Raw genomic sequence first — 23,861 nt, 5'->3', positions numbered from 1 at the left:
TTGACTGGGAGGTACGTTAGAAACGTTTCAACGCGGCCGTCAAGGGGGCTGCACAACTGCAGTGTCCAACTGGACGCCGCTCCCCCTCGTGGCACTGCGGCAGGGACCACATCCACGTCTCCACGCGCCTATATGTATCCGTGGCGCAGCGCGAAGCTGACAGCCTGCACCCGGTTGCGCAGGCCAAGCCGTGTGGTCACGGCCCTGAGGATGTTCTTGACCGTCCGTTCCGAGCATCCGAGCCCTGCGGCAACGTCCAGCGTGCTCATTCCCTCGGCGAACAGGCTCAGCACCTCCACCTCACGACCGGTGAGCAGGCTCCGGGCCGGGCCGCCTTGATCACAGGTGCTCACCCGCCCGGCCTGAATCCCTCTCAGGTCGGCAGGCAGGTCGTTCTTGTCCCGGGCAGCTGCGAGCACCGCGCGCAGCAGTCTCCCTTCGGTCGCCTCGCTGCGCAGAACAACCGCGTGGAGACCGCATGCGATGAGTGCCGCGTGGTGTTCGTCCCGCACTTCATCGACCACGAGGACCAGCCGGACGCCGTCCGTCCGGACGAGGCTGCGCAGTCGCACTAGGGTGGTCTCGCGCACCCCATCGGCAAGCACGACCACCACGGTGCCGGACCGCGTCGAGTGATTGTCGATCAGTTCGATCGCGTTGTGGCGGCCCAGTTGGGCGACGGCTCCCGCCTGCGAGAGGGGATCGGGCGCCTCGATACGTACGGGTATCGGCTCCCACAGGGGCAGCACCGGCACGCCCACGCGTCCCGTCTTCGTGGGCCCGGCCTCGTTGGACGCCGCGGGTTCCCCGGTCTCGTACATGCGCCTCGGCGTCGTCATGTCGCTGGCCGAGGGGCGCATGGGCGGTTCCGGTTCTCTATGCCGTCCGGACGGGTCTCGGCATGGGTTGCGGTGGGCGTGTACGTCGTCAACCTGGGCCCGGCCCGGTGTTCAATACCAGGTCATTCTCTGTTCAGAATTCCGCGTCCGCTGTGGTGGGATCTGTCTTCGCGTCCTTGGCGGCTGGACCCGGCAGGAGGACGGACCGGGCGTCCAGGGACCGTCGGACCGCCCTTCGGCGTACGACGAAGGCGTGGGCGCCCAACAGGACGAGCACGGCACCGCCGGCCACCGCGCCGGTGGTGAACACCGCCCGGTAGCCACTGCCGTGGGAAATGCGGCTCTGGCGAGGATCTTGTGAAGTCTGCCGATCGAGCCCGCTGAGCAGGATCATTGTTGTCCGGTACTGCGCAGTGCCACCGCGATGTGGCTGTAGCTGGGTATGGACGCTCCGCTGGCCTTCTCGTAACGGACTGCCTGTGCGAGCCCGAGCTTCTCCCCAGTGGACAGGGTCCGGTTCCCTGTCCACAGCAGCACCTTCAGTTGCTCGTTTTGGATGGTGAGAAGCGGTTCGACCGGCTCCAACGGCAGGCCGGTACGGGCGCACCAATCGGCCACTGCGGTCCAGAAGCCGGTCAGGGTGCCCCAGCAGGCTGCACTGCGGGGGCCTAGCAGGGTATACATCTCGTCGGGCGACCAGAACATGTCGAGACCGTGCGACACAAGGTTCTGGATGTTCTCCAGCAGTGAGACGACGAACTCGTAGTTCTGCTCGTCCTCGAGCAGTTCCTCCACGATCGCCAGAACCTCAGCGATCGCGCCGGAGTTGCGCTGGGCGACTCGATAGGCAACCTCTCGACCGACGATCTGGTCGTTGCCGTCATCTGTCGATCCGGGCCTGATCCCTGCAACATCAAGCAGTCGCCGAGACCGCCCGGCCGGCCGTCGGCGCCATGGAATTCGCATCGTGTCTTCTCTTCTTTTCCAGAGACCGTTCCGCCCTGGCGGCCGATCAGCATGACAGGGCGGTCACCGCAGACCCTATGCCGGGTGGGGAGGTTCGGGCTCTGTCGACGATCTTGAGATATCGGCAGGATCACGGGCTGTGAAGTACGCGTCTGCGGAGGAGATCGAGGTTGGCCCGGCCAAATCCCATGCGCTTGAGGAGTTTGACACGTGTCACGTGGCCCTCGACCTGGCCTTAGCTCCAGGAAGTGGAAAGGCCGCGGTGACGGCGTCGATGTCGCGGCGCAGGCCGTTGACGAGGGAGTGCAGGACAGGCAGATCGTCCGCGAGGACCCGGTCCAGCCAGCCGGGCAGGAGGTCGCTGCGGTGGTCGCGCATCATGGTGGCGAAGTCGCGGACGTGGCGTGCGGCGGCGTCGAGTTCGGGGCAGGCGGTCCGGATCTCCTTGAGTTCGGCCGCGTCGGTCTTCTTGATCTCGCGGCGCTCGGGCAGTCTGAACGTCTTCGGCCGTCCGCCCTTGTACTTCGGGTAGAGCGAGGCGAAGCCGTCAGCGTTGAAGTTGTGGATCACGTTCCGGGCCCGGTCGTCGCTGGTGAACGACACCTCGGCGATCCTCGCCACCGGCATGCCCCGAGCGGACAGCAGGACCATCTGAGCTCGACGCCAGATCACCACCGACCCGGTGCCCCTGCTGATGATCCGCAGCAGGCGTCTGCCTTCATCGTCATCGATCCTGCGGCCACGTACTCGTTCTGCCACCCGCACAAAGCCTGACGGCCACCCGGCGCCCGGAACCGGACCCGAGGGGCGCGTCACATCACGACCGGGCAACATTGCCTGATGCGGCACTGGGCGGTCATGTCCGCATGCCAGGCAGGCCGCAGCTCTTACTCAACACGACTACCAGTCTTGACCAGCCAGCCAGAGCCTCACCTCCTGCCAGGCGGCCCGCCCCTCTGCCTCCGCGCCCCACCACCAGGAGAAAGGCGAGTCGCCCGAATCCAGCTCCTCCCGCCACCAGTAGACGCTCTCGTCCAGGTGCTGACGGGCGATCGGGCCCTTCTCCATCTCCCAGCGGGCCAGCCACGGAGCGACCGAGGACCCCGCCGTCACGCAACTCTCGAATACCTCGGATACCAAGGTCGGCGGAGACTTCGTCCGCAGGGTCTCGGTCCACCACGCGTCCAGGAAACCCGCGACGGCCTGGGCCTGCTGGCAGGGCCACTGCGGCCAGGCTGCCGCAGCCAGTCCCCGAGCCATGAGGGCAGACTCGCGCTCCCCGGCCCCCTCAGCCAGGATCACGACGAGCTCCGGCAAAACCCGTCTGATGATCGCAGGCTGGTCGTCCCAGTGGGAAGGATCCTTCTGAGCTACGCGGCGGACAAGATCCGCTGGGACTGGGACATCGGGAGTCCGCAGCAGCCCAACCTCGCCCGCATCGAAGCACCGGCCACAGCCGGTCTCGTCCACTCGGGCCGTCATGCCGCCGAAGACTTTCGCGACCCGGGCCACCGCAGCGGCGAGGACATCGGCATCTGGAAGAGTCACAAGACATCCCGTCGAAACTCCAGCAGGTTGCCCTGACCGAAAGGAACGACGCTACCAGGCGACACCTCCCCACGGCCGAACAGGGCCTACGTTGCTGGATACGGCACTAGCAAGAGTTGACCGCGGCTTCCAGGCCCCGCCTGCGCAGACGTTCATCGATGGCGTTCAGCGCCTCCGGACGATGATCCGGGTACCTGGCCAGCATGTCGCGCAGAGCGGGCGCCAGGGCTCCGATGGCGTCATTGGCCTTTTCGTTTCCCCACTCATGAAGGGCCTGATCGAGGCAGGCCCGTACCTTCACCGGGTCCGAGAGGGAGCTGGAGGCATGGAAACGGGCCGCACTGAGCCAGAGCCGTGCGGCGAGGCTGTGTTTCCCGGCGATCCGCGCCACGACCGCACGCACCTCTATCCAATGGGTCGCCTCTGAAGACTTCGCACCATGGGTGCGAATGGACGCGACCTCCAACTTCGCTATGCGCGCCTCGACTTCCTCGAATCTGCCCTCTCGCGCCTCACGCCAGAGCAAGGAATGAACATCGCCCGCCGACGCTGAATCCGGAGTGAGCAGTGCATGCTGCGGCAGTGTGAGAGGGACGCCCGTCCCTCCCATGTCCCCTGCGGCCGCATCCGGTTGACGCGCGTCGCCGACCACGACGACCGCGACCCCCATCATGATCATGAGAAGTCCCGGCCACGCGAGCCCGGCGGGAAGCTGGTCGAGCCACAGCCACGCGATCAGTGCGGCCACCGGTGCCTCCAGCAGGAGCATCACGCTCACAGCGGTTGCCGGTGCCCTACCGAGGGCGAAGTTGAGCGAGAACAGCCCCAGGAGTTGGGGAAAGATGAGCAGACCCAGCAGCGCGATCCAGGTGTTGCCGGTGAAGGAGACGGCCGGGGTTCCCGTCACCAGGCAGAGGAGAAGAAGCTCCACCGTGCACACGAAGAAGCACAGAACCGAGTACATCGGGGTACTGACGTGGGGCCGGGCCTTCTCGCTGAGTGCCGTGTAGACCGCGAGTGCCACCGCGCCGGCCAGAGCGAGCAGGTCACCTATGACGGCGGTGGAGCCTGTCCGCACATCCGCACCGCTCGCGACCGCGGCACCCGCCACCGAGATCCCAAGCCCGATCCATGCCGTAGGAGCCAGCTTCCGCTTCTGCATGGTCGCGATGACGGCCTGCCATACCGGCTGCGTGGCGACCAGGGCGGTGGCCATGGCGACGCTCGTCATCCGCGTACCGCTCATGAATGTCACGAAGTGGGCGGCCAGGGCAGTTCCCGCGAAAAAGCTGAACCAGACGGCCCTCCGTTGCTCCTTTCGGAAGACGGCGCGCTTTCCCTGAAATATCCGGCGCATCTCTCCGCGGCGGACCAGCATAAATATCGGACCCAGAGTTAACAACCCCAGAGCATTGCGGCCGAAGGCCAACGTGAGGGCGGGAGCGGCAGCAAATGCGGTCAATGGCGCTGTGGCCGAGAATGCGATCACGGTGACGGTGACTGCCGCCACAGAAAGAGAGTCAAGCTTCGCGCGCATGGAAATGCGTAACCCTTAATAGCGACTGACAAATGATGAGGGCTGACGGGTGACTGATGGCAGAACGGATAGGTTGGATACGTGACGGAATACGAGTGCCTCGTCCATAGATTTCATGGCGCGGAAGTCCAGGACCGGGACGCGCTCTGCGGGGTCGGGGCGGGACGTCGCAGATCGCCTCGACAGTGAACCCGGCCGCGCTCCAGGGGGATCCACAGCAGTCCCGGCCATGCGGCAGACGGCCGAGCGAGCCGGCGCGATACCCGCCATACCGCCCACGGTTGTCTCTACCGGTTCATTGCAGAAAGGGGAACATTTTCCACCATCTTCACGATCGTATTCTTTACCGAAAAGCCCGACGTCCGAGGAGTGGACCCGTGACAGCATCGACTCCGACACGATGCGCATCGCAACCGGGCACAGAGGGCGATCAGGGTCACACAACAGGAGAGATCATGACGGACATGAAGTGCGCCATAGGGTTCTTCTGGCTTTCAGCCTGGCGCGCACGCCACCCGTGAACCAGGTCATGTCTTATCCAAATCTTGGTCACTCCCCCGAAGCCCGACCCGAAGACCGCGAATCACCACCCTTCCCACACTTCTGCATCACAAAAAGGCAGCGGTGTGCAACTCAACTTCTTCTCTCCGCCCGGTCCTGGGCACCGACATCGAGGGCCGCCCGGTGCCCCGCATCGCGTCCTCGTGGAAACAGGTGAGTCTCACCCGGTACGCGTACACCATCCGCAGTGGTGTCCGGTTCTCCGACGGCACGCCCATGACCACCGAGGGTGCGGCCTACTCGCTGCGCCGCCATCTGGATCCCGCGGTGGCGTCCGCCTACGGCTTCGCGCTCGGCTCGCTCAAAGCTGTGAGGGCACACACGGTAGCGGTGACCCTCAGCAAGCCCGATCCCACTTTCCCGGCCGTTGCCGCGGTCGGCTGGCAGGTCGTCAAAAAGTCCTTCGCCCGCGCGCATCCCTCGGACCTCGGCAGTCCGGGAATCGGCACCGTGGCCACCGGGCCCTACGGGGCGGTCTCGTTCTCCTCAGTCAAGAATCTGACCCTGCACCGCAACCCCCACTACTGGGGCCCCGGCCGGAAGCCGACCGCCTGGTCATCAAGACGGTGGCGGACACCGACACCCTTCGACTCTGCCATGCGTTCGGGCGAGATCGACGGAACGATCGAGGCTCCCCTGGACGACGTGGTCCGCTGGCGGAAGGCGAAGAATGTACGAACCTTCCTCACGGAATCGATCTCTGTGAAGTACCTGTCCTTCGACACCGGGCAGAAGCCTTTCGGCAACGTGTATCTGCGGCGTGCGCTCAGCTACGCGCTCGACCGCGAGCAGTACGCCCGTTCCCTCATGCACGACGGCGCGGAACCCGCCGCCGTGATGCAGATGCCCAATCAGGTCAAGGCGGTCTACAGCAAGGACACCGCGCCCGACTCGGCCATGGTCGGCGTTCGCGGCCACATCAACCGTGCATCTCAAGCTCCCACAGTCGATCCGACACCATTTCCAGCCCTCGGGCGAGGTGCCGACGATACGTACTGAACGACACTGCCAGGCGCCGCGCGGCGTCTTCCTGCGTACGGGTGCGGTCCAAGAAGGTCACCTTGAGAGCGGCGTGTACGTCTACCGTGCGGGGGTTTCGGCTCAGGGCATCGATGGCGGAGGACAGAACAGATCGCAGCTCCCTGATCGGGTCGTCACTCTCCCCAGTCGCGACCAGTCTGCTTCGCGCGAGCGGCGTGGCGGCGAATTCGCTGTCGTCGTGCCAGGAACGCAACGCGTGGCGTACTGCGTCACCGAAGTCGGCGCGGGACAGCACGAGGAGTGTCGCACCGGCATCTGATTGCCGGCTCTGCCCAGGCTGGAGGCGGTCCTTGATCCTCTCCAACCACTCGTCCACCCTGATGGCACGCCAGTCGTGACAGAACAGGGCGTACGAGCGATCGCCGACCTTGGCGTCCACGGGTGAGCGGGGGTGGTCGCAATAGTCCATCAGCGGCTGCCAGAAGTCGGGGTCCGCGAGGACAGTGGCCGTCCAGCCGCACCTCTCGGCGTGCAGAATCTCGGCTACGGTGCGTGCGTTCAGCAGATCCCAGGAACGCGAAGGGCGCTGATATGCCTCGGAGTTGATGAGGAACCTGGCTACGGCCACGTGCTCACCGGGCCGCAGCGGGCCGTGCCGGGCGATGTGTTCCCACACCGCCGCCACGACCGGGTCGGTGCTGTTCTCCGCGTCCTCGTCCGGGTGCAGGCGGAGCCAGCCCAGAAAGCCGATCAGCTCACCGGTGCCGGTGCGCCGGTGCACGTGGAAGCCCTCAGGCTGCCGCCGCAGCCACTGGTCGACCAGTCGCGCCGACTCCACCCCTTCCACCTGTTCTGTGATGCGCAGCAATGCGTCCCTGTCCCCAGGTTCGTAGGGCGCCTCGAAGACGTCCGGCTCGGTCGGGTCGGAGAGGTACCGGCCGACCCAGTCGATCTTCGACTGCAGATGGTTGAACGCCGCCGCGGCACGGAGTCCGTCGCTGCCCGTGACGGTGCGCGCTCGCTGGATCATGTGGGAGCGGATGGCGCCGTCCATGGCCACGCGTCGCTCGGGGTTGCGCCAGCGCAGATCCGTTTCCAGGATGTCCCGGACCACGTCGTGTGGATAGAGCCCGCCCGAGCCCGCTTCAATGAACGGCAACTGCCGCAACCACGCGAACAGCTGCGGGCCGTGCTCGCCCAGTACGGCTTGTAGAAGTCCTTCTGTCGTGGTCAGTGCGTAGGCGCAGATCTCCAGTGCCCGCCGGTGAGCCATGCTGGGCACCTCACCGATCAGCTCGCCCAGCAGCGTCTCCACCACTTCTGGTGTCGGTGCCCAAATGGCCGGTTCGGAGTTCGCCTCCGCGCGCAAGGACACGGCGGCGGCCAGGCGGAGCGCCAGGGGATGCCCGCCGGCGAAGGCGTGCAGTGGTGCACGGCGCTCTCGCTCGACCCCTCGCCTCTCCAGGAGCGCCATCGCGTCGCCCGGCGCCAGATCACGCAGAAGGACGGTGCGCGTCAACTCTCCCCAGCCTAGGCTGGTTTCCCACTGAGGTTCGAAAGGCAGTCTGCCCGCGAGCACGATCAGGGCGCCGCTGGGCAGCTGCGGCAGGTACGAATCCCGCAGCCAGCCCTGCATCTCTTGCAGTCGCTCGAAGGTGTCCACGAACAGGACCGGGCGGGTCAGGTGCGCGGCCTCCGCCGCGGCTTCCGCGAACGCGTCGGGCCGGGGAACGATGTTTCTGGAGTCGAGCCACACGACGGCGCGCCCGGCCGCCCGGCTCAGCACCGCACAGTGCTGCAGGAATGTGGTCTTGCCGATGCCGCCCGGCCCGTGCACCAGGAGAAGTACAGGCTCTCCCGGCCCCCCTTGCAGAGCGGACCGGAAGAGATTCGTCTCCTCGGCCCGACCCACGAAGTTGCGGCTGTGAGCGCCGTCCAGCCGATCGGCCATCCGCTCGCCGATACTCGCGTTGTTTGCCTCGCTCATGCCGTGCCTGCTCCGACGGCGGTGCGCGCGTAGCGGAGGGGCATTGCCGAGAAGGCAGTCTTCGCGGCGTCCACCTGGCATCCCACGGCGATCAGTTGCAGCGGACGGGTCACGGCACCGAGACCGCACGAGCTGCAGGGGATGCACCCCAGGCTGCGGTCCGAATGGGCGAGTTCCTTCATGAGCGTAAGGTACGCGAGATCACAGCAAGGCAAAGAGCGCCGGTACAGACCTTTGGCCTCCCGTGCTGCAAAACTGAGTGAAGGCGTCTACCACGAGATCTCACGCGCACTTGGAGGTCAGATGCATTGCATGACTTCCGCGCCTTCTGACTCTCGCCGCCGATCGGCGTGACGGCGGGCCTGCACCGCTGGCCATGGCGAGCGGACGGCCGACCACCTTGCCGACTGCAACGAGGGGGCTGACGTGGCTTAGTACTGCAACGGTTCTTGTTCTGAGTGCTGGGCAGTTTTCAGGGGCTGTGTCCGCGTCGTTTGTAGTGACTGAGGCGGGCTTGGTGCTGGCGTCGTCGGCGCCATGTTGACCAGTGCAGGATGTGGTCGATGGGGGTGGGGCGGCGGTCGGTGAGGCGGGTGATCAGACGTCTGATCTCGGCGAGGCTCAGCTGGATGAGCTGGGAGGATCCGTTTCTGCTTTCTCCGTGTCCAGCTGCCGGGCGCGCAGGACGGTGAGGCAGGCGTGGGCGGCCATTGCGAAGGTCATGTGGCGGTGCCAGCCGGGGTAGCGGCGGACCTGGTAGTCGTCCAGGCCGCACTCCTGCTTCGCGGTCTGGAAGCACTCCTCGACAGCCCACCGGCTGCCGGCGATCCGGATCAGCTGATCCAGGGTGGTGTCGGCGGAGCAGTAGGCGATGTAGTAGGAGATTTCCTCGGGCCGGCTGACGCTGCGGCGGGCGATGACCCAGTGCCTGCGGTCTTCGCGGTGCCAGGGCCTCACCTCGACGCGGGCCCAGTCGTAGATCCGCCGGCCATGTGCTCCCTCTCCGCAGGAACGGCGCTTCCACTTCTGCCGGGGCAGGTTGGGAAACAGGTCATGGACGGGATGGTCGAGTGCCCAGCGGGTGACGACGGTGTCGTGCCGGGTCGTGGCCATGACGTGGAAGACATCGGCCTGCTCGAGTTCGAAGCGCCAGCCCTTGCTGAAACCGTAGGCGGCATCCGCGGTCACCCACCGAAACGGGATCCGGTCCGCGATGGCCCTGCGGACCATCGCCTTGGCCATGACCACCTTCGTCTCGAAAGCGACCTCGTCGCCGATGCCGGCCCGGCGGCAGCGTTCCCGGTCGTCCGTCCACGACGTGGGCAGATACAAACGACGGTCGATCAGGGTACGTCCGCGGCCGGTGGCGTAGGCGAGGAACACACCGATCTGGGAGTTCTCCGTGCGGCCCGGGGCGCGTAGTTCAATAAGTGCTCGGCAGAGGGGTGTTGGTGGGAGTCTGAGATATGACCCCGTGTCTGTCAGGCCGCGTTGCCGCTCGTGCTCTGCGGGCCAAGTTCGATCAGATCCTGCCGCACTTCGATGAGCGTCGCCGTCGGCTGTACCTGGCCAGTGAGGCGACGACCCTCGGCCACGGGGGGGATCGTCCAGGTTGCCGCCGCCTCCGGCACCAGCACTGCCACCATCGCGCGCGGTATGACCGAGTTGGCCGGTTGCTCCTCGCCGACTCTGCGGGTCCGGGCTCCTGGTGCGGGCCGCAAGCGGCTGACAGACACCGACCCTGGTCTGCTGCCCGCGCTGGAGTCGCTGATCGAGCCGCACACCCGAGGCGACCCCGTCTCCCCGTTGCGGTGGACCACGTTGTCGTTGCGAGCCCTGGCATCGGTCCTCACCGCGCAAAACCACCCAATCAGCGCTTCAACCGTCGGACACCTGCTGCACACTCTGGGCTACAGCCTGCAGGGAACCGCGAAGACGACGGAGGGCATCAGTCATCCGGACCGCGATGCCCAGTTCTCCCACCTGAATGCCACCGCCGCCGCCTTTCTCAACGACTCCCAGCCGGTGATCAGCGTCGACACCAAGGCCAAGGAGTGGCTCGGCAACCGGGACCGGCCCGGTCGCACCTGGCGGCCGGGCAAAGACGCGATCAAGGTGGACTGCCACACGTTCACCACCAACGACCAGCCCATGGCGATCCCCTACGGGATCTACGACATTGCCAACAACAGCGGATGGGTCAACGTCGGCACCGACCACGACACCGCCCAGTTCGCGGTGGAGTCCATCCGCCGCTGGTGGCAGCACCGCGGACGGGCGGACCATCCGAATGCCAGTCGGCTCCTGATCACCGCCGACTCCGGAGGCTCCAACGACCCCCGTCGCTGGACCTGGAAAAGCAACCTCGCCACCTTCGCACGAGAGAGCGGCCTGGAGATCACGGTCTGTCACCTACCGCCGGGCACTTCGAAGTGGAACAAGATAGAGCACCGGATGTTCTGTCACATCACCGCGAACTGGCGAGGACGACCGCTGACCAGCTACCAGGTCGTCCTCGAGACCATCGCTGCCACAACAACCAAGACAGGGCTGGCCATTGGGGCCGAACTGGACACAGGCAGCTACGACCTCGGCATCAGCGTGACGTCGGCGGAGTTCCATGCCCTTCCCATCACACCCAACGTCTTCCACGGCGACTGGAACTACACACTGGCTCCCGTTCCACCGCGAGCGCCAGACGCGCCGGCAACGACGTGCCGGGCCGACCCGGCCCTGACCGCGATGCTCACCGATCCGGCCCTGACCGGCATGTCACGAACCGCCTTCGAGCATTTGGTGAAGGTCTCGGAGCCTTTCTGGGACGCCATGGCCGAGGCGGCATTCCAGCGACGCTTCCACCGCCCGCGCAGCTACCGCCATCCACAGACCAGCAGTGTCGACCACACCCACCGGCTCCTGGCAGCCATCTTGCGCCGCCGCAGAGCGGTGACCATGACGTTCTTGGCCCAACTACTGGGCGTCAACCGCACCAACCTGTCCATCCAGTACCAGGACGCAAAACGGCTCCTGGACCTGCACCGAATCCTCGTCACGCCGATACCCGGATCGCCCGCCCGCACGTTGGAACAACTACACGCCCGAAATCCCCCAACAGAAATCGGTAGCTGACAGTTATTGAAATACGGGCCCCCGCGGTGCCGGAATACTGCCGCTGCACTCCCGCAGAGCGGGTGCCCTTCTTCAGGAAGCCCGTGTCGTCGACAATAAGCACCGCCTCCCGGTCACCGAGGTGGTCGACCACATAGCGGCGCACATCGTCGAGGACCTCGTCGGCGTCCCACTCGATCCGGTTCAGCATCCGCTGGATACGGTCCGGCCCACCATGGCCGGCCTCCTCCGCGAGCGTCCAGCCGTTCTTGCGCTCAAGCGGAGCGATCAGTCCCCGCATATAGGCCAGCGCCGACTCCCTCGGCTCCGACCGGCTGAACCGGTGCACGAACCGCCCATGCACCGCATCCAACTCATTCGCCCACACACGCACATCAGCAAGGTCCCCACCCATAACCACACCAACGACCGAGCTGGCCAGCAGTCACGGTAGACACCGTTGCAGTATTAGGACGTGGCATCCGTATGCGCCGCATCCGGCACCCGGAAAGTGACTCCCGTGAGTCGTTCGGAGTCGGCCCACAGACGCTCACCCGTGGCCTGGTCACGGTTGCGCGCCGCGCCTTCGACGAGGCTGGGCATTCCCGTGACGCGCTTGTGCGGGCCCCAGTACTGACCGCCTTCGACGGCAGGGTCTGTCGCCGCCCGCACGGCGGACCATGCGCTGAGGTCCTTGCCCTGACCCACCAATGCGAACAAGGGCTCCTTGAGCCGTTCGAAGCGCCGGTGGACATGGACACCCGGGCGGTTCGGGCTGAGCGAGTCGTGCCCCATTCCAGGATGCGTGATGACGGCCTTGACCGGCGAGCGCGCGGCACGCAGCCGCCGGTCGAGCTCGTAGGAGAACAGTTCGACGGCGGATTTGGCCCGGGCGTAGGCCAGGACCGCATTACGGGCGGGCGACTCCAGGTCATCGACCGGCGTATTGAAGCGCTTGGCCATCATGCTGCTCGTGGTCACGATGCGGCTGCCCGGTGTGAGCTGCAGAACGGGCAGCGCGAGCGCCGTGAGGGCGAAGTTGCCCAGATGGGAGACGCCCATGATCAGCTCGTGCCCGTCCGCTGTCCGCTCGCCCTTGCTGGGCGGCGACATGACTCCCGCGTTCTCGATGAGCGCGTCGATGCGCGGCAGTCGTGCGAGATCGTCAGCCGCCTTTCGCACCTCGTCGATCGAGTTGAGGTCGAGGTGCAGGTATCCCAGAGAAGCGCCTGGCACTTCGTGGCGGATCGCGGACTGAGCCGCTGCCGCCTTCTTCGCGTTGCGTGAGGCGATGACGACATGGGCGCCGGCACGGGCGAGATGTTCGCTGATGAAGTAGCCGATACCCGCGTTGCCTCCTGTCACGACGAAGGTTCGACCGGTCTGGTCGGGCACATCGGCAGGGGTCCAGCTATCGGGGGACCGCTTGAAGGTGGTCATAGAATGAAGATATCAGCAAATCATTTAGCTACTCAACTATAGAAGCACTCACCCAAAGAGACGAGGGTCACGTATGACACACACTGCCGATCAAGACTCATCCGCGGAGTTGATGCGCCGACTGGCCATCGCCTTCGCGGCCGGTTCACGAACCGTGGCCGCGAGCATGGAGGGCGTGGTGCGCGCCACCGGGCTGACCTTTCCTCTCGCCGAGCTGATGTGGCATCTCGTCCCGGGGCAGCAACCGCCCGCCATGAAGGACTTGGCCACGGCCATGCATTGCGACCGCTCGAACGTGACCCCCCTGGTGGAGCGCCTCGTCAAAGCCGGACTCGCGGAACGGCGTGAGGACCCACAGGACCGGCGCTCCAAGACAGTGCATCTCACGCCCGACGGCGAGAAGAAGCGCCAGGAACTCATGACCTACCTCGTCGAACGGTCGATCTTCGCCTCCCTCTCAGCCTCCCAGCTGAGTTCACTCGTGGAGCTGCTGGACCGTCTCGCCTCTCAGGGCGGCGCGGGCCGGGCAGAGCCTCGCACCTGATCGAGGGCCTCGCCATGAACGCGGTACGTCCAGGTGCCCGCGTCGGGACGACGACCCAACGCGGGCAGAGCGGGCGGGCGCGGACAGAGCGTCTCGGATGCCTCAGTGAGAGTCCAGCGCGGCGAGCAACTCCCCGCGCGTGGGCCCGGGGTCGCTGTAGCGCGGTGCGTCCGCTCCCAGTTCCATCGCACGCGACACAAGGTCTGCGCCTGCGAACGCCTCTTGCGTGGTGGAAATGCCGCAGCCGACAGAGGCCATGGCTCGGAGGATCCTCCCGTCCTTCCAGCGGGCAGTGTCCAGCGCGACGCGGAAGAGCCACTGCGGATCGGTGGACCGGTGGGTCTGCCCCTTGATCGAGGCGTCCACCTCGGCGAGCCGTTCCCGGTCCCACGCCGCGAGACCGGCGAGCACCGGAGAGATCTTCTCTTCGGTTTCCGCGGCGAAGTGCAGCACGAATTCGTCCGGCCGGCGGGCCGGAGCGGCCAGCAAGGAATCCCGGAGCAGCACTGCCTGGCGGAACCCCAGCGTCATGCCAAGACCGAACTGCGGGTTGCTGGTGGCAGAGGCGTCCCCCACCGGGACCAGACCGGTCACGACCGGCCGCCCGTCCCGTACGTAGCGCCGGTGCGAGGTGGCGGTGCTACCCATCGCAAGGATGCCGTCCACAGGCTCGCCGTCCATCCAGTGGCCCACCCGGGGATACAGGGCGGCCGCCCGTCGCCATGTGTCCCGCTGGCCTAGCACGCGCAGCTCCTGGTCCCGCTCGGACGTCACGAGGGTGACAGACCACGTGTCGTTGTCGCCGGGCAGCGCCACCACGGACAGGCTGTCATGGTGGTAGACCGGCCATGAGGTCGGCGGGGGGACTGATCCGGTGGGCGAGCGGAAGTGCTGTGTGTAGTAGCGGAACCCCGCATCGGCCCTTTCGGAGATCACGGGTACCCCACAGTCCGCCAGCAGGGCCGGAACCCGGGTGGACCGCCCCGAGGCATCGACGACCAGATCCGCCGGTAGCGTCCGCCCGTCAGCAGTGGTCACGCCTGCTACATGCGGAATCACACCGTGCGACTCCGCGCTTTGCACCAGTGAGGTGACCGCGTGGCTGGGGCCGCGGAGTACGGTCACTCCTGGCATTTCATGGACAGTGGCGTTCAGAGCTGCTTCCAGAAGGAAACGGCGGGCAGCAACGGTTTCGAAGCGGTCGTCGTCCGGCTGACGGAATCCCGCATTTCCGATGCCCCATGTCCCGCCGATGACGTTGTGCGGCCGCCCGCCAAGCTCGCGTAGCACGTCCAGCGTCGTCGGGGTTTCATCACGCAGGATGAACGCGCCACCGGGCATCAGGCAGTGCGCCAGGCCGGACTGTGCGACGCCAGGACGTCGGCCCGGCCGCGGCGGTGTCGCGTCGGTACTGGCGGTGTCTCCGGGATCGCGGTCGAGAACCGTGACGCGCATTCCTTCATTCGCGAGGAGCGCGGCGGTCAGCAGACCCGTCGGTCCCGCGCCGATAACCACAATGTGAGGCACTTGTACTCCGTGGGGTGGACGTCTCGTGCCCACCAGAGTGCGAGGTGATCATGGCCAGAACCAGGTCAGACAGTGCTCATCATGTGGGTGTGCCGCCGGGAGTGGCCTTTCGCTCCGCGCAACGCCCCACGGGAGGCGCTATGGGACGCCTGAATGCAGGCCACCGGTAGTGACCTGCATCGGTGTCAGAGTCCATGCCCAGGCATCTCGCCCCGGGGATCGGGCCCCGGAGCCGTCAACTTGTCAGAGCGGTACGGCCCTTCTCAGCGGAAGTGTTTGAAGCCGGTCAGCGTGTCGTTGCGCGACTTCAACGCAGGAGACGAGGAACCGGCGGCCGTGCATGCGAAAGGCTCGCCCTGGAAGTTGCTGTTCTCGTACATGCACACGGTGTGATCCGTACGGTTCCAGAAGGAAGTCGTACGGTCGTTCATCGCGCTGCCAACGTTGGACTTGTCGTACTGGCTCGATGCGAACATGCCCTGGTAGCTGGAGTTTTCCCAGATACAGAACTGTCCGGCCTTGCACTGACTGGAACCAGCCTGCGCGGTACCGGCGTTGAGCGTAGCAAGCGCTCCAACCAGCACAGACGCCGTCATCAGAGTGCGGGCGAGCCGTCTGCGAATCATCTTTGTCTTCTCCTGTCCGGCGACGTCGGCACACCAAGCGGTGCCGGTCGCAGCACCAGTCTGAATCGGGAATGTACACGCGCACAGTGGGACGGGCAGTCCGCCCGGTCCACCCCGCGCCGTCAGGAAGTGTCCGTGCCAAGGCGTCACGTGCTACAGACCATTCACTGGTCAGTCCTTGGTCATCTCCGTTTTACCCAACCGACGGGCCGGTGAAGGCCTCTGAGGACTGTTGCCCTTGCGTCGCGGTCCAGCGGTGTCGCTATAGTGAACAGCGTTCACGTGAACGTCGTTCACTAAATACGTGAGGTAGCTGACATGGACACTGACGTCATCATCGTGGGCGCGGGCCCAACCGGCTTGATGCTTGCCTGCGAGCTGGCGCTGGCGGGCACCCGGACGCAGATCGTGGAGCGCCGCACCGAACCGCAACGGGACTCCCGCGCGCTGACCCTGCATCCGCGCAGCGTGGAGCTGCTGGATCTGCGGGGCCTCGCACCGCGCTTCCTGGCCCCCGGCCGGACCCTGCCCGGCTGGCACTTCGCCGCCCTCGACACGCGGCTCGACTTCGCCGCGCTGGACAGCCGACATGGCTACACCCTGTTCCTGGCCCAGGCACGTACCGAGGCACTGCTGGAGGAACGCGCACTCGAACTCGGTGTCACGATCAACCGCGGGTACGAGACCGTCGGCCTGAGCCGGGACGACGACGGCGTCGACATGAGCGTTCGAGTACCTGACGGAAGCGTCGAGAACATACGGGCCCGTTACGCGGTGGGGTGTGACGGCGGGCGCAGTTTCGTGCGGCAGGCGGCGGGGATCGGCTTCCCCGGAACCGACGAATCCCTGACCGGCGTCCTCGGCGACTTCGCGGTCGCAACCCCGGATCCTGCCGCTCTCGCCTCGGCCCGCGATCACGGTGTTCTCGTGGTCCCGCTGGAGGGCGGAGTGACTCGCTTCGTCTATATGGATCCGGAGCGGCTGCGCGTGCCCTCCAGTGAGCTGGTGACTCTGGAGGAGTTCCGTACGTCGCTGATCCGGATCACCGGCTCCGACTGCGGGGTCGCCGAGCCTCAGTGGATGTCACGCTTCGGCAATGCCACCCGGCTCGCCGAGCGTTACCGTGCGGGGCGCCTGCTGCTGGCAGGAGACGCCGCCCATATCCACTTCCCCGCAGCGGGCCAAGGGCTCAACACCGGTTTGCAGGACGCCATGAACCTGGGCTGGAAGCTGGCCGCGGTGATCGGCGGATGGGCACCGCTCGGGCTCCTGGATACCTACGACACCGAACGCCGCCCGGTGGGCCAGGCCGTCACCGAGAACACGGAGGTCCAGACCCTGCTGGCGGAACTCACCCTCGTGCCCCAGTATCAGCGGCCCGCAACCGCCCTGCGCAAACTCCTGGATCAGTTGCTCGGCCTGCCCGAGGTCAATCGCCTTGTCGCCGGGCAGGTTTCGGCCCTCGATACCGTCTATCCCTCGGCTCGCGCCGACGCGGATCCACTGGAAGGGCGGCGCATGCCCGACATCGAGCTCAGCGTGGTCGGCTCGGACGCGACACGGGCCTACGACCTGTTCTCTTCCGGGCACTTCGTACTGCTCGACTTCACCGGAGAAGTCAATCCGGCGGAGACCATCACCTCAGGCCGGGACTCACATGTCGACAGCTTCACGGTCACTCACTACGCCGAGCACGCCGGTCTCGACGGCGTAACCGAGATCCTTGTCCGACCCGACGGGCACGTCGCCTGGGCCACCCGGCGCACCGACCTCCAGCTCCGGCGCGCCGAGCGCACGCGTGCACTGGCCGACTGGGCCGGCACCCCTGCGGTAGTCGCCGGCTCTTGACAGCGACTCGCGTCGATCCCCCTTCTCTGTACAACCCGTCCGACCAGATGAGCCAGGTCGTTGCCGTCGAGGGAAATCAACTTGTCCTTCTGTCCGGGCAGGTCGCCTGGGACAGCGAAGGACGGCTTGAAGGACTTGGTGACCATGCCGCCCAGGCAGCACAGATCGTTCGTAATCTCGACACCGCCTTGGCCGCGGTCGGCGCTACGCGGGACGACGTCATCGAAGAGACCGTCTATGTCGTCGACTACATCGCCTTACTGTTGCCAGCAGTATTCGGGCCCCTACGAGACGGGGTCTCTATGGCGCCCGCAAGCACACTCGTGTGCGTACCAACCCTCTTCGCACCAGAAGATCTCGTCGAGGTAAGGGTGATCGCAGCTGTTGGCACCATTCCGCACGTTACGCCGTAGCTGGGCAACTCCCGGCTCGGCAGGCTCCTCGTGGAATGCCTCCCGACGCAGCATGGCCGCTCCTTCGGCGGCACCGTCGTCGCCGAAGGAGGGCCGGACAGACCCGCCCGCACCGAACCGCTCTGCTCTATGACGGCCGGCCAGCGCCGCGCCGCGTCTCCACCCTGCGATCCAGCGCCTCCAGCCCACGGATGAGCAGGCTCAGGCCAAACTCGAAGTGGGCCTCGTAATCGGCGCTGGCCAGCGCGTGGAGACCCGCCGCCAGGTTCGGAAACCTGCCCGCCGCCACGGCCTCGGACAAGCGACGGATCTCAGCGGATTCGGAAGGCTCCACTTGAAGCACGGCCTGCTCCTCAAGGGTGTGCCCCAACGTGAAGTTGGCCAACACCAGAAGGGCCCGAACCGCATCGTCGTCAGCGAACCCCGCTTCCCTCAGCACTCCCGTCACCGCTTCGGAGAATCCGAGGGTGTTCACACCGGTCGAATGGGTGCCGGCGAACACGCGAGCACCATCACGGCGGGCCAGCAGGGCAGCACGCAAGCCATACGCAAGGCCGGCCAGCCGATCCTGCCAGTCCCCCGCCGCTCCCGGACGTGCAGCGACGGATTTCTGCACGTCAGCCAGCATGTACTCCGCCATCGCGGTCAGCAGATCCTGCTTCGTCGCGAAGTACCGGTACAGAGCACCGGCCCGCGCGCCTACGGCATCGGCCAGCCGTCGCATGGTCAACGCATCGAGACCGTGCGCGTCGAGAAGGTCCAGAGCCGTCTCGACGGTTCTCGTTGCGTCCAGGCGGGCGGGACGCCCTCGTACGGGCGTCGACGGAATATCCATGCCCGACACTGTAGTGAACGACGTTCAGTAAAAGCGGCGCCGACGACTCATCGTCCCCACCGAGACTTTGCTCCAGCATCACCCGCATGGGCAATGTCTCTAAGCGTCCCGTCGCTTCAGCTGCCATGCGGCCGCGCCCAGCAGTACGACCAGCCAGCCGGCAAACGCCGCCAGCCCCGCACCCGGCGACAGCAGGTCCGGACCGGGGTTCACGGTCATGAAAGCGGAACCGGCCGTGGAAGGAAAGTAGGGCCCGACTCTGTCGTGCCAGCTGTCCGGGAGAGCGACCTCCATCAGCCCGGGTATCAGCCAGATCACAGCGAACAAGGTGGTCACCGCGCCCGCGGTGTTGCGCAAGATGGCACCGAACGTCATCCCCAGGAGTCCGATGCCGGTCAGGTAGACGACGGCTCCGGCGACCGCGCGCAGGACTCCGGGGTCGGCGAGGGAGGCGCCGTCGGAGCCGAGAACGGCCTGCCCGGCGAAGAACGTACCGGTGACCGAGATCGCTCCGACGGTGAGCAGAACGCCGGTGAACACGGCGGCCTTGGCCCAGAGCGTCGGAAGACGCCGGGGTACGGCGACGAGTGTGGAGCGGATCATGCCGGTGCTGTACTCGCCGGCGAGGAGCAGCACTCCGAGGGTACCGATGACGAGCTGGGCCAGTTCGGTGCCGGCCAGGCTGATGCCGGTCGGGTCGGTGGTGGTTCCTTCACCGGGACCCTCCATGGTGCCGCCGCCGGACGTGACCGAGGCGGCGATCAGCCCGAACCCGACCAGGGCCACGACGGCCCCCAGGAGGGTGTAGGCGGTGGACCGCAGCGACCAGAATTTGATCCACTCGGACGCGACGACCCGTCGCAGGGTGACGCCCAGATCAGGGGGCCCGGGCCGAGAGCTCGGGTCCGGTGCGAGGGAGGCGGGCATCAGAGGGCCTTTCCGGAGTCGATGGGCCTGTCACCACGTGCGCTTCGCGTGGCTCCGGCTCTGTCCGCAGAGGTTGTGGCGTGATATTCGACGGCGTTCCGGGTCATCTCCATGAACGCCTCCTCCAGTGAGACCCGCTGCGGGGAGAGTTCGTGCAGGGCAAACCCGAACTCCGCGGCACGGTCCCCAATCTGATGGGGCGTGAGCCCTGCGATCTCCAGCACCTCTGGTTCGAGACGAGTGATTGTGACGTCCGGTCCTGCCAGTTGTTCCCGAATCTGCGCGGCCTGCGGTGAACGCACTCGTACGGTGTTGCCGGCCGCCTGCGCGGTGAATTCGGCCACCGACACATCGGCGATCAGCCGGCCGCGTCCGACCACTACGAGGTGTTCCGCGGTAAGTGCCATCTCGCTCATCAGATGCGAGGAGACGAAGACGGTCCGGCCTTCCTCGGCCAGCCCCTTGAGCAGGTTACGGATCCAGAGAATGCCCTCGGGGTCGAGGCCGTTGACTGGCTCGTCCAGCATGACCACCTGGGGGTCAGCCAGCAGCGCCGAGGCGATGCCGAGGCGCTGACCCATTCCCAGGGAAAAGCCGCCCGCCCGCTTGTGGGCGACTTCGGTCAGTCCGACGAGGTCGATCACTTTCTCGACCCTGTGGCGCGGGACACCAGTGGTGGCGGCCATCGCCCGCAGGTGATTGAAGGCGGAGCGTCCCTGATGGATGGACTTGGCTTCCAGCAAGGCGCCGATCTCGTGCATGGGCGCTCGATGTTCGGCGTAGGGACGGCCGTTCACGGTCGCGGTTCCAGAGGTGGGCCGATCGAGGCCGAGGATCATGCGCATGGTGGTGGACTTGCCGGCTCCGTTGGGACCGAGGAACCCGGTGACGATGCCCGGCCTGATGGAAAAGGTGAGTGAATCGACGGCGGTCCTGCTGCCGTAGCGCTTCGTCAGGTTGTTGAGTTCAATCATGTCCTCAGGTTGCCGATCGTGGATCTCCCGGTCGTCAGCCCTGCGCGGGCACTTCAAGCTTCCACGCCCGTGGTACTGCCTACTGCGCCTGCCGTACAGGTCCTGTACACCCGCTCGCAGGGCGGCGCCAACACGGGACGATCACTTACCCGCTGACAGGCGCCCAATGACGCGCGGCTCTGCGCGCATGCCTGCCGTCCAGGTGAGGCGGCCCCTCAAGTGCCGACCCGTCGTTGGACGCGGGACCGGCCTGTGGAACCGAGGTCGATGGTGCAGTTGTCCGGGTTCGCGGCCAGTGCCGTGAGCAGCGGACATCAAACACCCCGGAGCCACCACCCCGGCATGGGAGGGCGGAGGACCAACGGCTCACCCTTCCATCCCCGTACGACACTCGCGGCAGCGCCGCTCCCGGCGATCTGCTCTGCAGAGCACGCCGTGGTCTACTCATCGATCGCCGGGCCACCACCGGGGGTGTCTGAACCGGAGGTGCCCGGCCGGGGAGCGGCCGGTATGTCGCTGTCTGTTTGAGGAGCAACCTTGTCCGGAACATCGGTGCGGGCTTCAGCGGCCTCACGCAGGGCATCGGGTTCCAGCATCATGCTGACCGGCGCGGAGGGATTCAGATGGAGCAAGTGCCCCTCGGGCAGTCGATCCAGTAGTTCGACCGCGCTGATCAACTCGAACCCGAAACGCCCGGCGGTGTGCAGGTGAACCAGGGAGGTGAACAGGGGGACGGCAGGGTCCCCTCCGGGGGTGACGGTGGCAAGCGGGCCGCCCCCAGGGCTGGCCAGGACGGCCACCTCCCGGTCGGCCAGCGCGCGCGGCACCGCCTCCCCTGGGCCGTAGCCGGTCGCAGCGAGCTGGATCGCCTTGTCGACGTCGTCCTCCGGTTCCGGCCAACCGAGCGCCCGAGGGGAGGGCCGGTACTCCGGATTGTCCTGCCACTCTTCGATCTCGCCGTCCAGCCCCGTGCGCCACCGACCTACCGACGCCCACTTCGGGGGCTCGCCTTCTCCAGACCACGCCGGGTCCACCATGTCCAGCCACTGGTCCGGTACGGACCTGCCCGCTTCCCGGATCTCGTCGGGGATCGGCAGGCCGTCGACGCCCTCCAGGATCCCGCTGTGGACCGCTGTCCCAGGACCGTTGTCCGTTCTGGACCCGGCCCGCACCGACTCGGTGTGGAAGGTTGCGGGCGACGGGGCCGAGCTGACCGGTGTCTCGGCGTCCTCAACCGTTTTCGCGTCTCGCGCTTCGCCCGGGTTCGCCATGGTGTCCTCATCAGTGGTGTGTTCAGTCATCACTGCTGTCCTTAGTTCAGTGGGTACCGAGCATCTCTCCGATACGGCAGGCAGCCCACCCATGTCGACGGCGATCACACGTGTGTGCATGTCCGTTGGGAAAACCCTTGGAAGAAGTCACCCGTCGACTTCGAGTATCTGGCCGCACAACTCAGCCCGGACACCGCGTGCGCCGTAGGTCTGTACGCCGCATCGGCCGAGGAGGCGTACACGGCAGAGCCACGCGCTCTCCAAGCTCCGGCCAGCACGAAGGCTGTGCTGAGAGCCGAGACACCACTTCCGGTTAATGCTCCGCTCGCCCGCACTCCTCCGATGCTTGGGCATGCTCTTCCCAACTCACCGCTCGCACACAGTGGTTCTCGGCTCGCAGGGGTGACACGGGTTGCCGCGCCGGTGTCGGGATGCATCCTGCCCCCTTCAACCGGTCTCCCCGGCCTCTCAAAATTTGACTATCTACCAGGTGGGGGCCGATCACCAGGTCAGCAGCCGGTCAAACACTGCTCAAACTCAGGCTGGGGGCCCGGGCCGCTCGTGCCGGGCCGATAGCGTCCGCTGAGTCCATCCGCGCTGTCGGGGCTGCCGGCAACCGGACAGCGGGAGGGCGGAGACCTGAACTGCCCGGCGGTTGAATGCAGTCGCCGCCCGCGCTAGGCGAGCTGCCCAGATCTGAACGCCACCGCTTGGCTGAGCACGCCTGGTGTGTCCCGTGCGCCGGTCGTCTCTGAGCAGGGACTGGCCAGCCAATGATCTGGTTCGCCGCGGTTTCGTCTCGCAAGCTCAGGAAGCCCACTTCGAGGGTCACCTCCATGCTTTCCAGGTGCTGGGAGGGTTGCCGCGCGGGAAAGTCCGCTATGACAACCTCAGCTCTGCGGTCGCTCAGGTCCTCGGCTTCACCCGGGCCCGGGTGGAGACCGAGCGATGGACCGCGTTCCGCTCCTGGGCCGGCCTGGAGGTCTTCTACTGCCGGCCCGGCATTGACGGCGCCCACGAGAAGGGCGGCGTCAAGGGTGAGGTCGGCCGATTCCGCCGCAACCACTTGGTCCCCGTCCCCGACGTCGCCACCTGGCCGAGCTCAACGCCCAGGTCGAGGGGGCCAGCAGGACGACCAGCGCCGGATCGGTGAGCGCCCGCGCACCGTCGGCGAGCACTTCGCCATCGAGAAGCCCTTGCTGCGGCCGCTGCCCGGGGACCACGTCGAGACCGGGCGGCTGCTGACCCCACGAGTGGACCGCTACGCGCTCATGTTGACTGAACTAAGGCAGCTGTTTTCGCAGTTCACAGGACATGTCGGGGCTCGTTGCTTTACGGTCGCTGCCCGTGACGACAGACGAGGTGTCGCAGCGGGATCTCGCGTCCCTGGTGGTTCCGCTGGTGGACTCGCTCGCAGCGACCGGCGATCCGTGGGAGCCGTATCGCCTGCTTGACTGCGACGAGGTTCCAGTCGAGGCGGTGAGCGCGTACTTCCGTGATCTGCAAGCGGCCGGCCGCAGCGCGGCAACAGTTCGCTCCTACGGGATGGACCTACTGCGGTGGTTCCGTGCGGCGACCGAACGGGACTCCGGTCAGGGACTCGTCGGTTCCGGGGAAGTCTATTTCCGCCGCCTTCCGGACAAAGCTGCGCCCGCCGTCACACCCCACCGCGTACCTGGCGCGCAGGGTTTCGGTTCTGCCATCAGGTGTCCGGACGGTCATGACAACGCCGAGTCCGGCCGGCGGCGGGAAAGCGAGGTGCGAGGCCCCGCAGATCCAGCAACTCCATGCTGCGCGGATGGAGAGTCAACGCACGCGAGTCACACTGCGCTGCGTTCCCGCGTACAAGCACCTGCCAGTGCCAGCTCGCAGGCAAGCATCAGCCCGGTCGGGCCGGCGCCCACGACGATCACATCCGTGTCCATCCCA

21 protein-coding genes and 4 pseudogenes are annotated in these 23,861 nt (G+C 66.4%); 6 read left to right on the top strand and 19 right to left on the bottom strand.

The features are described 5' to 3' along the window. Positions 1–128: 128 nt before the first annotated feature. From ACIOKD_RS24970 to ACIOKD_RS24950, 5 genes and pseudogenes are all read right to left on the bottom strand, one after another. The gene (locus ACIOKD_RS24970; protein WP_402087958.1) at positions 129–860 is read right to left on the bottom strand and encodes a response regulator transcription factor; all 732 of its coding nucleotides are present in this window, start codon (positions 858–860) and stop codon (positions 129–131) included. Between the two features lie 112 nt (positions 861–972). Then, positions 973–1,233: a hypothetical protein gene (locus ACIOKD_RS24965; protein ID WP_402087956.1), complete on the bottom strand. Its 261-nt coding sequence runs from the start codon at positions 1,231–1,233 to the stop codon at positions 973–975. After that, positions 1,230–1,805, bottom strand: coding sequence for a hypothetical protein (locus ACIOKD_RS24960; RefSeq protein WP_402087953.1), 576 nt, complete (start codon positions 1,803–1,805; stop codon positions 1,230–1,232). Before ACIOKD_RS24960 ends, ACIOKD_RS24965 begins: the two co-directional genes overlap by 4 nt. Positions 1,806–2,270: 465 nt before the next feature. Next, positions 2,271–2,564: pseudogene (locus ACIOKD_RS24955) on the bottom strand (helix-turn-helix domain-containing protein); the annotation flags it as partial. Between the two features lie 141 nt (positions 2,565–2,705). Continuing rightward, positions 2,706–3,065 carry a hypothetical protein gene (locus tag ACIOKD_RS24950; RefSeq protein ID WP_402087951.1) on the bottom strand — a complete coding sequence of 120 codons (360 nt, stop codon included), beginning with the start codon at positions 3,063–3,065 and terminating at the stop codon, positions 2,706–2,708. 90 nt (positions 3,066–3,155) lie between these two features. On the opposite strand from ACIOKD_RS24950, the gene ACIOKD_RS24945 reads away from it, so the two are divergent. Next, positions 3,156–3,389 (top strand): hypothetical protein, encoded by a 234-nt coding sequence (locus tag ACIOKD_RS24945; protein WP_402087949.1) that lies wholly within the window; start codon positions 3,156–3,158, stop codon positions 3,387–3,389. Positions 3,390–3,459: 70 nt separating this feature from the next. Here the strand turns inward: ACIOKD_RS24945 and ACIOKD_RS24940 are convergent, their stop codons facing one another. After that, a complete protein-coding gene (locus ACIOKD_RS24940) occupies positions 3,460–4,890 on the bottom strand; it encodes a DMT family transporter (RefSeq protein ID WP_402087946.1) in 1,431 nt (476 codons plus the stop codon). Positions 4,891–5,514: 624 nt separating this feature from the next. Here ACIOKD_RS24940 and ACIOKD_RS24935 point away from each other — a divergent pair. Next, complete coding sequence (locus ACIOKD_RS24935; protein ID WP_402087944.1) at positions 5,515–6,450, top strand: ABC transporter substrate-binding protein; 936 nt, start codon at positions 5,515–5,517, stop codon at positions 6,448–6,450. On the opposite strand, the gene ACIOKD_RS24930 is transcribed toward ACIOKD_RS24935, so the two are convergent. The 3 genes and pseudogenes from ACIOKD_RS24930 to ACIOKD_RS24920 all read right to left on the bottom strand — a co-directional run. Then, the gene (locus ACIOKD_RS24930; RefSeq protein WP_402087941.1) at positions 6,371–8,419 is read right to left on the bottom strand and encodes an ATP-binding protein; all 2,049 of its coding nucleotides are present in this window, start codon (positions 8,417–8,419) and stop codon (positions 6,371–6,373) included. The genes ACIOKD_RS24935 and ACIOKD_RS24930 overlap by 80 nt on opposite strands. Beyond that, positions 8,416–8,601, bottom strand: a complete 186-nt coding sequence (locus tag ACIOKD_RS24925) for a hypothetical protein (RefSeq protein ID WP_402087938.1) — start codon at positions 8,599–8,601, stop codon at positions 8,416–8,418. The genes ACIOKD_RS24930 and ACIOKD_RS24925 overlap by 4 nt, the downstream gene beginning before the upstream one ends. 439 nt (positions 8,602–9,040) lie before the next feature. Further along, positions 9,041–9,829: pseudogene (locus ACIOKD_RS24920) on the bottom strand (IS701 family transposase); the annotation flags it as partial. Positions 9,830–9,885: 56 nt separating this feature from the next. Here ACIOKD_RS24920 and ACIOKD_RS24915 point away from each other — a divergent pair. Continuing rightward, positions 9,886–11,544: pseudogene (locus ACIOKD_RS24915) on the top strand (ISAzo13 family transposase). Here ACIOKD_RS24915 and ACIOKD_RS24910 read toward each other — a convergent pair. Both ACIOKD_RS24910 and ACIOKD_RS24905 read right to left on the bottom strand, forming a co-directional pair. Beyond that, positions 11,541–11,942, bottom strand: a pseudogene (locus tag ACIOKD_RS24910) (transposase); the annotation flags it as partial. The pseudogenes ACIOKD_RS24915 and ACIOKD_RS24910 sit on opposite strands and share 4 nt — an antisense overlap. A 53-nt stretch (positions 11,943–11,995) precedes the next feature. Continuing rightward, positions 11,996–12,967, bottom strand: a complete 972-nt coding sequence (locus tag ACIOKD_RS24905) for an oxidoreductase (protein ID WP_402087935.1) — start codon at positions 12,965–12,967, stop codon at positions 11,996–11,998. Between the two features lie 73 nt (positions 12,968–13,040). On the opposite strand from ACIOKD_RS24905, the gene ACIOKD_RS24900 reads away from it, so the two are divergent. Continuing rightward, positions 13,041–13,511: a MarR family winged helix-turn-helix transcriptional regulator gene (locus ACIOKD_RS24900; protein ID WP_402087932.1), complete on the top strand. Its 471-nt coding sequence runs from the start codon at positions 13,041–13,043 to the stop codon at positions 13,509–13,511. Between the two features lie 102 nt (positions 13,512–13,613). Here the strand turns inward: ACIOKD_RS24900 and ACIOKD_RS24895 are convergent, their stop codons facing one another. Then, complete coding sequence (locus ACIOKD_RS24895) at positions 13,614–15,038, bottom strand: FAD-dependent oxidoreductase (protein WP_402087929.1); 1,425 nt, start codon at positions 15,036–15,038, stop codon at positions 13,614–13,616. 263 nt (positions 15,039–15,301) lie between these two features. Continuing rightward, positions 15,302–15,664: a peptidase inhibitor family I36 protein gene (locus ACIOKD_RS24890; RefSeq protein ID WP_402087926.1), complete on the bottom strand. Its 363-nt coding sequence runs from the start codon at positions 15,662–15,664 to the stop codon at positions 15,302–15,304. A gap of 318 nt (positions 15,665–15,982) precedes the next feature. Here ACIOKD_RS24890 and ACIOKD_RS24885 point away from each other — a divergent pair, with 318 nt between their 5' ends. Together ACIOKD_RS24885 and ACIOKD_RS24880 are read left to right on the top strand one after the other, a co-directional pair. Next, on the top strand, positions 15,983–17,512 hold the full coding sequence (locus ACIOKD_RS24885; protein WP_402087923.1) for a monooxygenase: 1,530 nt from the start codon (positions 15,983–15,985) through the stop codon (positions 17,510–17,512). A 47-nt stretch (positions 17,513–17,559) separates the two neighbouring features. After that, entirely contained in the window at positions 17,560–17,925 is a 366-nt protein-coding gene (locus ACIOKD_RS24880) for a RidA family protein (RefSeq protein WP_402087921.1), read from the top strand. Positions 17,926–18,052: 127 nt separating this feature from the next. Here the strand turns inward: ACIOKD_RS24880 and ACIOKD_RS24875 are convergent, their stop codons facing one another. From ACIOKD_RS24875 to ACIOKD_RS24850, 6 genes are all read right to left on the bottom strand, one after another. Beyond that, positions 18,053–18,760: a TetR/AcrR family transcriptional regulator gene (locus ACIOKD_RS24875; RefSeq protein WP_402087919.1), complete on the bottom strand. Its 708-nt coding sequence runs from the start codon at positions 18,758–18,760 to the stop codon at positions 18,053–18,055. A gap of 99 nt (positions 18,761–18,859) precedes the next feature. Beyond that, a complete protein-coding gene (locus ACIOKD_RS24870) occupies positions 18,860–19,687 on the bottom strand; it encodes an ABC transporter permease (RefSeq protein ID WP_402087916.1) in 828 nt (275 codons plus the stop codon). Beyond that, complete coding sequence (locus ACIOKD_RS24865) at positions 19,687–20,661, bottom strand: ABC transporter ATP-binding protein (RefSeq protein WP_402087913.1); 975 nt, start codon at positions 20,659–20,661, stop codon at positions 19,687–19,689. Before ACIOKD_RS24865 ends, ACIOKD_RS24870 begins: the two co-directional genes overlap by 1 nt. A 440-nt stretch (positions 20,662–21,101) precedes the next feature. Further along, positions 21,102–21,962, bottom strand: coding sequence for a type VII secretion system-associated protein (locus tag ACIOKD_RS24860; RefSeq protein WP_402087910.1), 861 nt, complete (start codon positions 21,960–21,962; stop codon positions 21,102–21,104). Positions 21,963–23,483: 1,521 nt separating this feature from the next. Beyond that, the gene (locus tag ACIOKD_RS24855; protein ID WP_402087907.1) at positions 23,484–23,654 is read right to left on the bottom strand and encodes an FAD-dependent monooxygenase; all 171 of its coding nucleotides are present in this window, start codon (positions 23,652–23,654) and stop codon (positions 23,484–23,486) included. 98 nt (positions 23,655–23,752) lie between these two features. Then, entirely contained in the window at positions 23,753–23,857 is a 105-nt protein-coding gene (locus ACIOKD_RS24850; RefSeq protein ID WP_402087905.1) for an FAD-dependent monooxygenase, read from the bottom strand. Between the last annotated feature and the right edge of the window lie 4 nt (positions 23,858–23,861).

This window comes from Streptomyces sp. NPDC087844, assembly GCF_044742785.1.
Taxonomy (GTDB): Bacteria; Actinomycetota; Actinomycetes; order Streptomycetales; family Streptomycetaceae; genus Streptomyces.
This window is presented reverse-complemented; position numbering and strand designations above follow the sequence as displayed.

Excerpts from the sequence above, each read along its gene's own strand:
- ACIOKD_RS24855 (WP_402087907.1), bottom strand. The coding sequence starts at position 23,654 with ATGACCGTCCGGACACCTGATGGCAGAACCGAAACCCTGCGCGCCAGG.
- ACIOKD_RS24900 (WP_402087932.1), top strand. The coding sequence starts at position 13,041 with ATGACACACACTGCCGATCAAGACTCATCCGCGGAGTTGATGCGCCGA.
- ACIOKD_RS24970 (WP_402087958.1), bottom strand. The coding sequence starts at position 860 with ATGCGCCCCTCGGCCAGCGACATGACGACGCCGAGGCGCATGTACGAG.
- ACIOKD_RS24890 (WP_402087926.1), bottom strand. The coding sequence starts at position 15,664 with ATGATTCGCAGACGGCTCGCCCGCACTCTGATGACGGCGTCTGTGCTG.
- ACIOKD_RS24875 (WP_402087919.1), bottom strand. The coding sequence starts at position 18,760 with ATGGATATTCCGTCGACGCCCGTACGAGGGCGTCCCGCCCGCCTGGAC.
- ACIOKD_RS24940 (WP_402087946.1), bottom strand. The coding sequence starts at position 4,890 with ATGCGCGCGAAGCTTGACTCTCTTTCTGTGGCGGCAGTCACCGTCACC.
- ACIOKD_RS24960 (WP_402087953.1), bottom strand. The coding sequence starts at position 1,805 with ATGCGAATTCCATGGCGCCGACGGCCGGCCGGGCGGTCTCGGCGACTG.
- ACIOKD_RS24950 (WP_402087951.1), bottom strand. The coding sequence starts at position 3,065 with ATGGCTCGGGGACTGGCTGCGGCAGCCTGGCCGCAGTGGCCCTGCCAG.
- ACIOKD_RS24885 (WP_402087923.1), top strand. The coding sequence starts at position 15,983 with ATGGACACTGACGTCATCATCGTGGGCGCGGGCCCAACCGGCTTGATG.
- ACIOKD_RS24860 (WP_402087910.1), bottom strand. The coding sequence starts at position 21,962 with ATGACTGAACACACCACTGATGAGGACACCATGGCGAACCCGGGCGAA.
- ACIOKD_RS24930 (WP_402087941.1), bottom strand. The coding sequence starts at position 8,419 with ATGAGCGAGGCAAACAACGCGAGTATCGGCGAGCGGATGGCCGATCGG.
- ACIOKD_RS24870 (WP_402087916.1), bottom strand. The coding sequence starts at position 19,687 with ATGCCCGCCTCCCTCGCACCGGACCCGAGCTCTCGGCCCGGGCCCCCT.
- ACIOKD_RS24925 (WP_402087938.1), bottom strand. The coding sequence starts at position 8,601 with ATGAAGGAACTCGCCCATTCGGACCGCAGCCTGGGGTGCATCCCCTGC.
- ACIOKD_RS24965 (WP_402087956.1), bottom strand. The coding sequence starts at position 1,233 with ATGATCCTGCTCAGCGGGCTCGATCGGCAGACTTCACAAGATCCTCGC.
- ACIOKD_RS24850 (WP_402087905.1), bottom strand. The coding sequence starts at position 23,857 with ATGGACACGGATGTGATCGTCGTGGGCGCCGGCCCGACCGGGCTGATG.
- ACIOKD_RS24905 (WP_402087935.1), bottom strand. The coding sequence starts at position 12,967 with ATGACCACCTTCAAGCGGTCCCCCGATAGCTGGACCCCTGCCGATGTG.
- ACIOKD_RS24880 (WP_402087921.1), top strand. The coding sequence starts at position 17,560 with ATGAGCCAGGTCGTTGCCGTCGAGGGAAATCAACTTGTCCTTCTGTCC.
- ACIOKD_RS24865 (WP_402087913.1), bottom strand. The coding sequence starts at position 20,661 with ATGATTGAACTCAACAACCTGACGAAGCGCTACGGCAGCAGGACCGCC.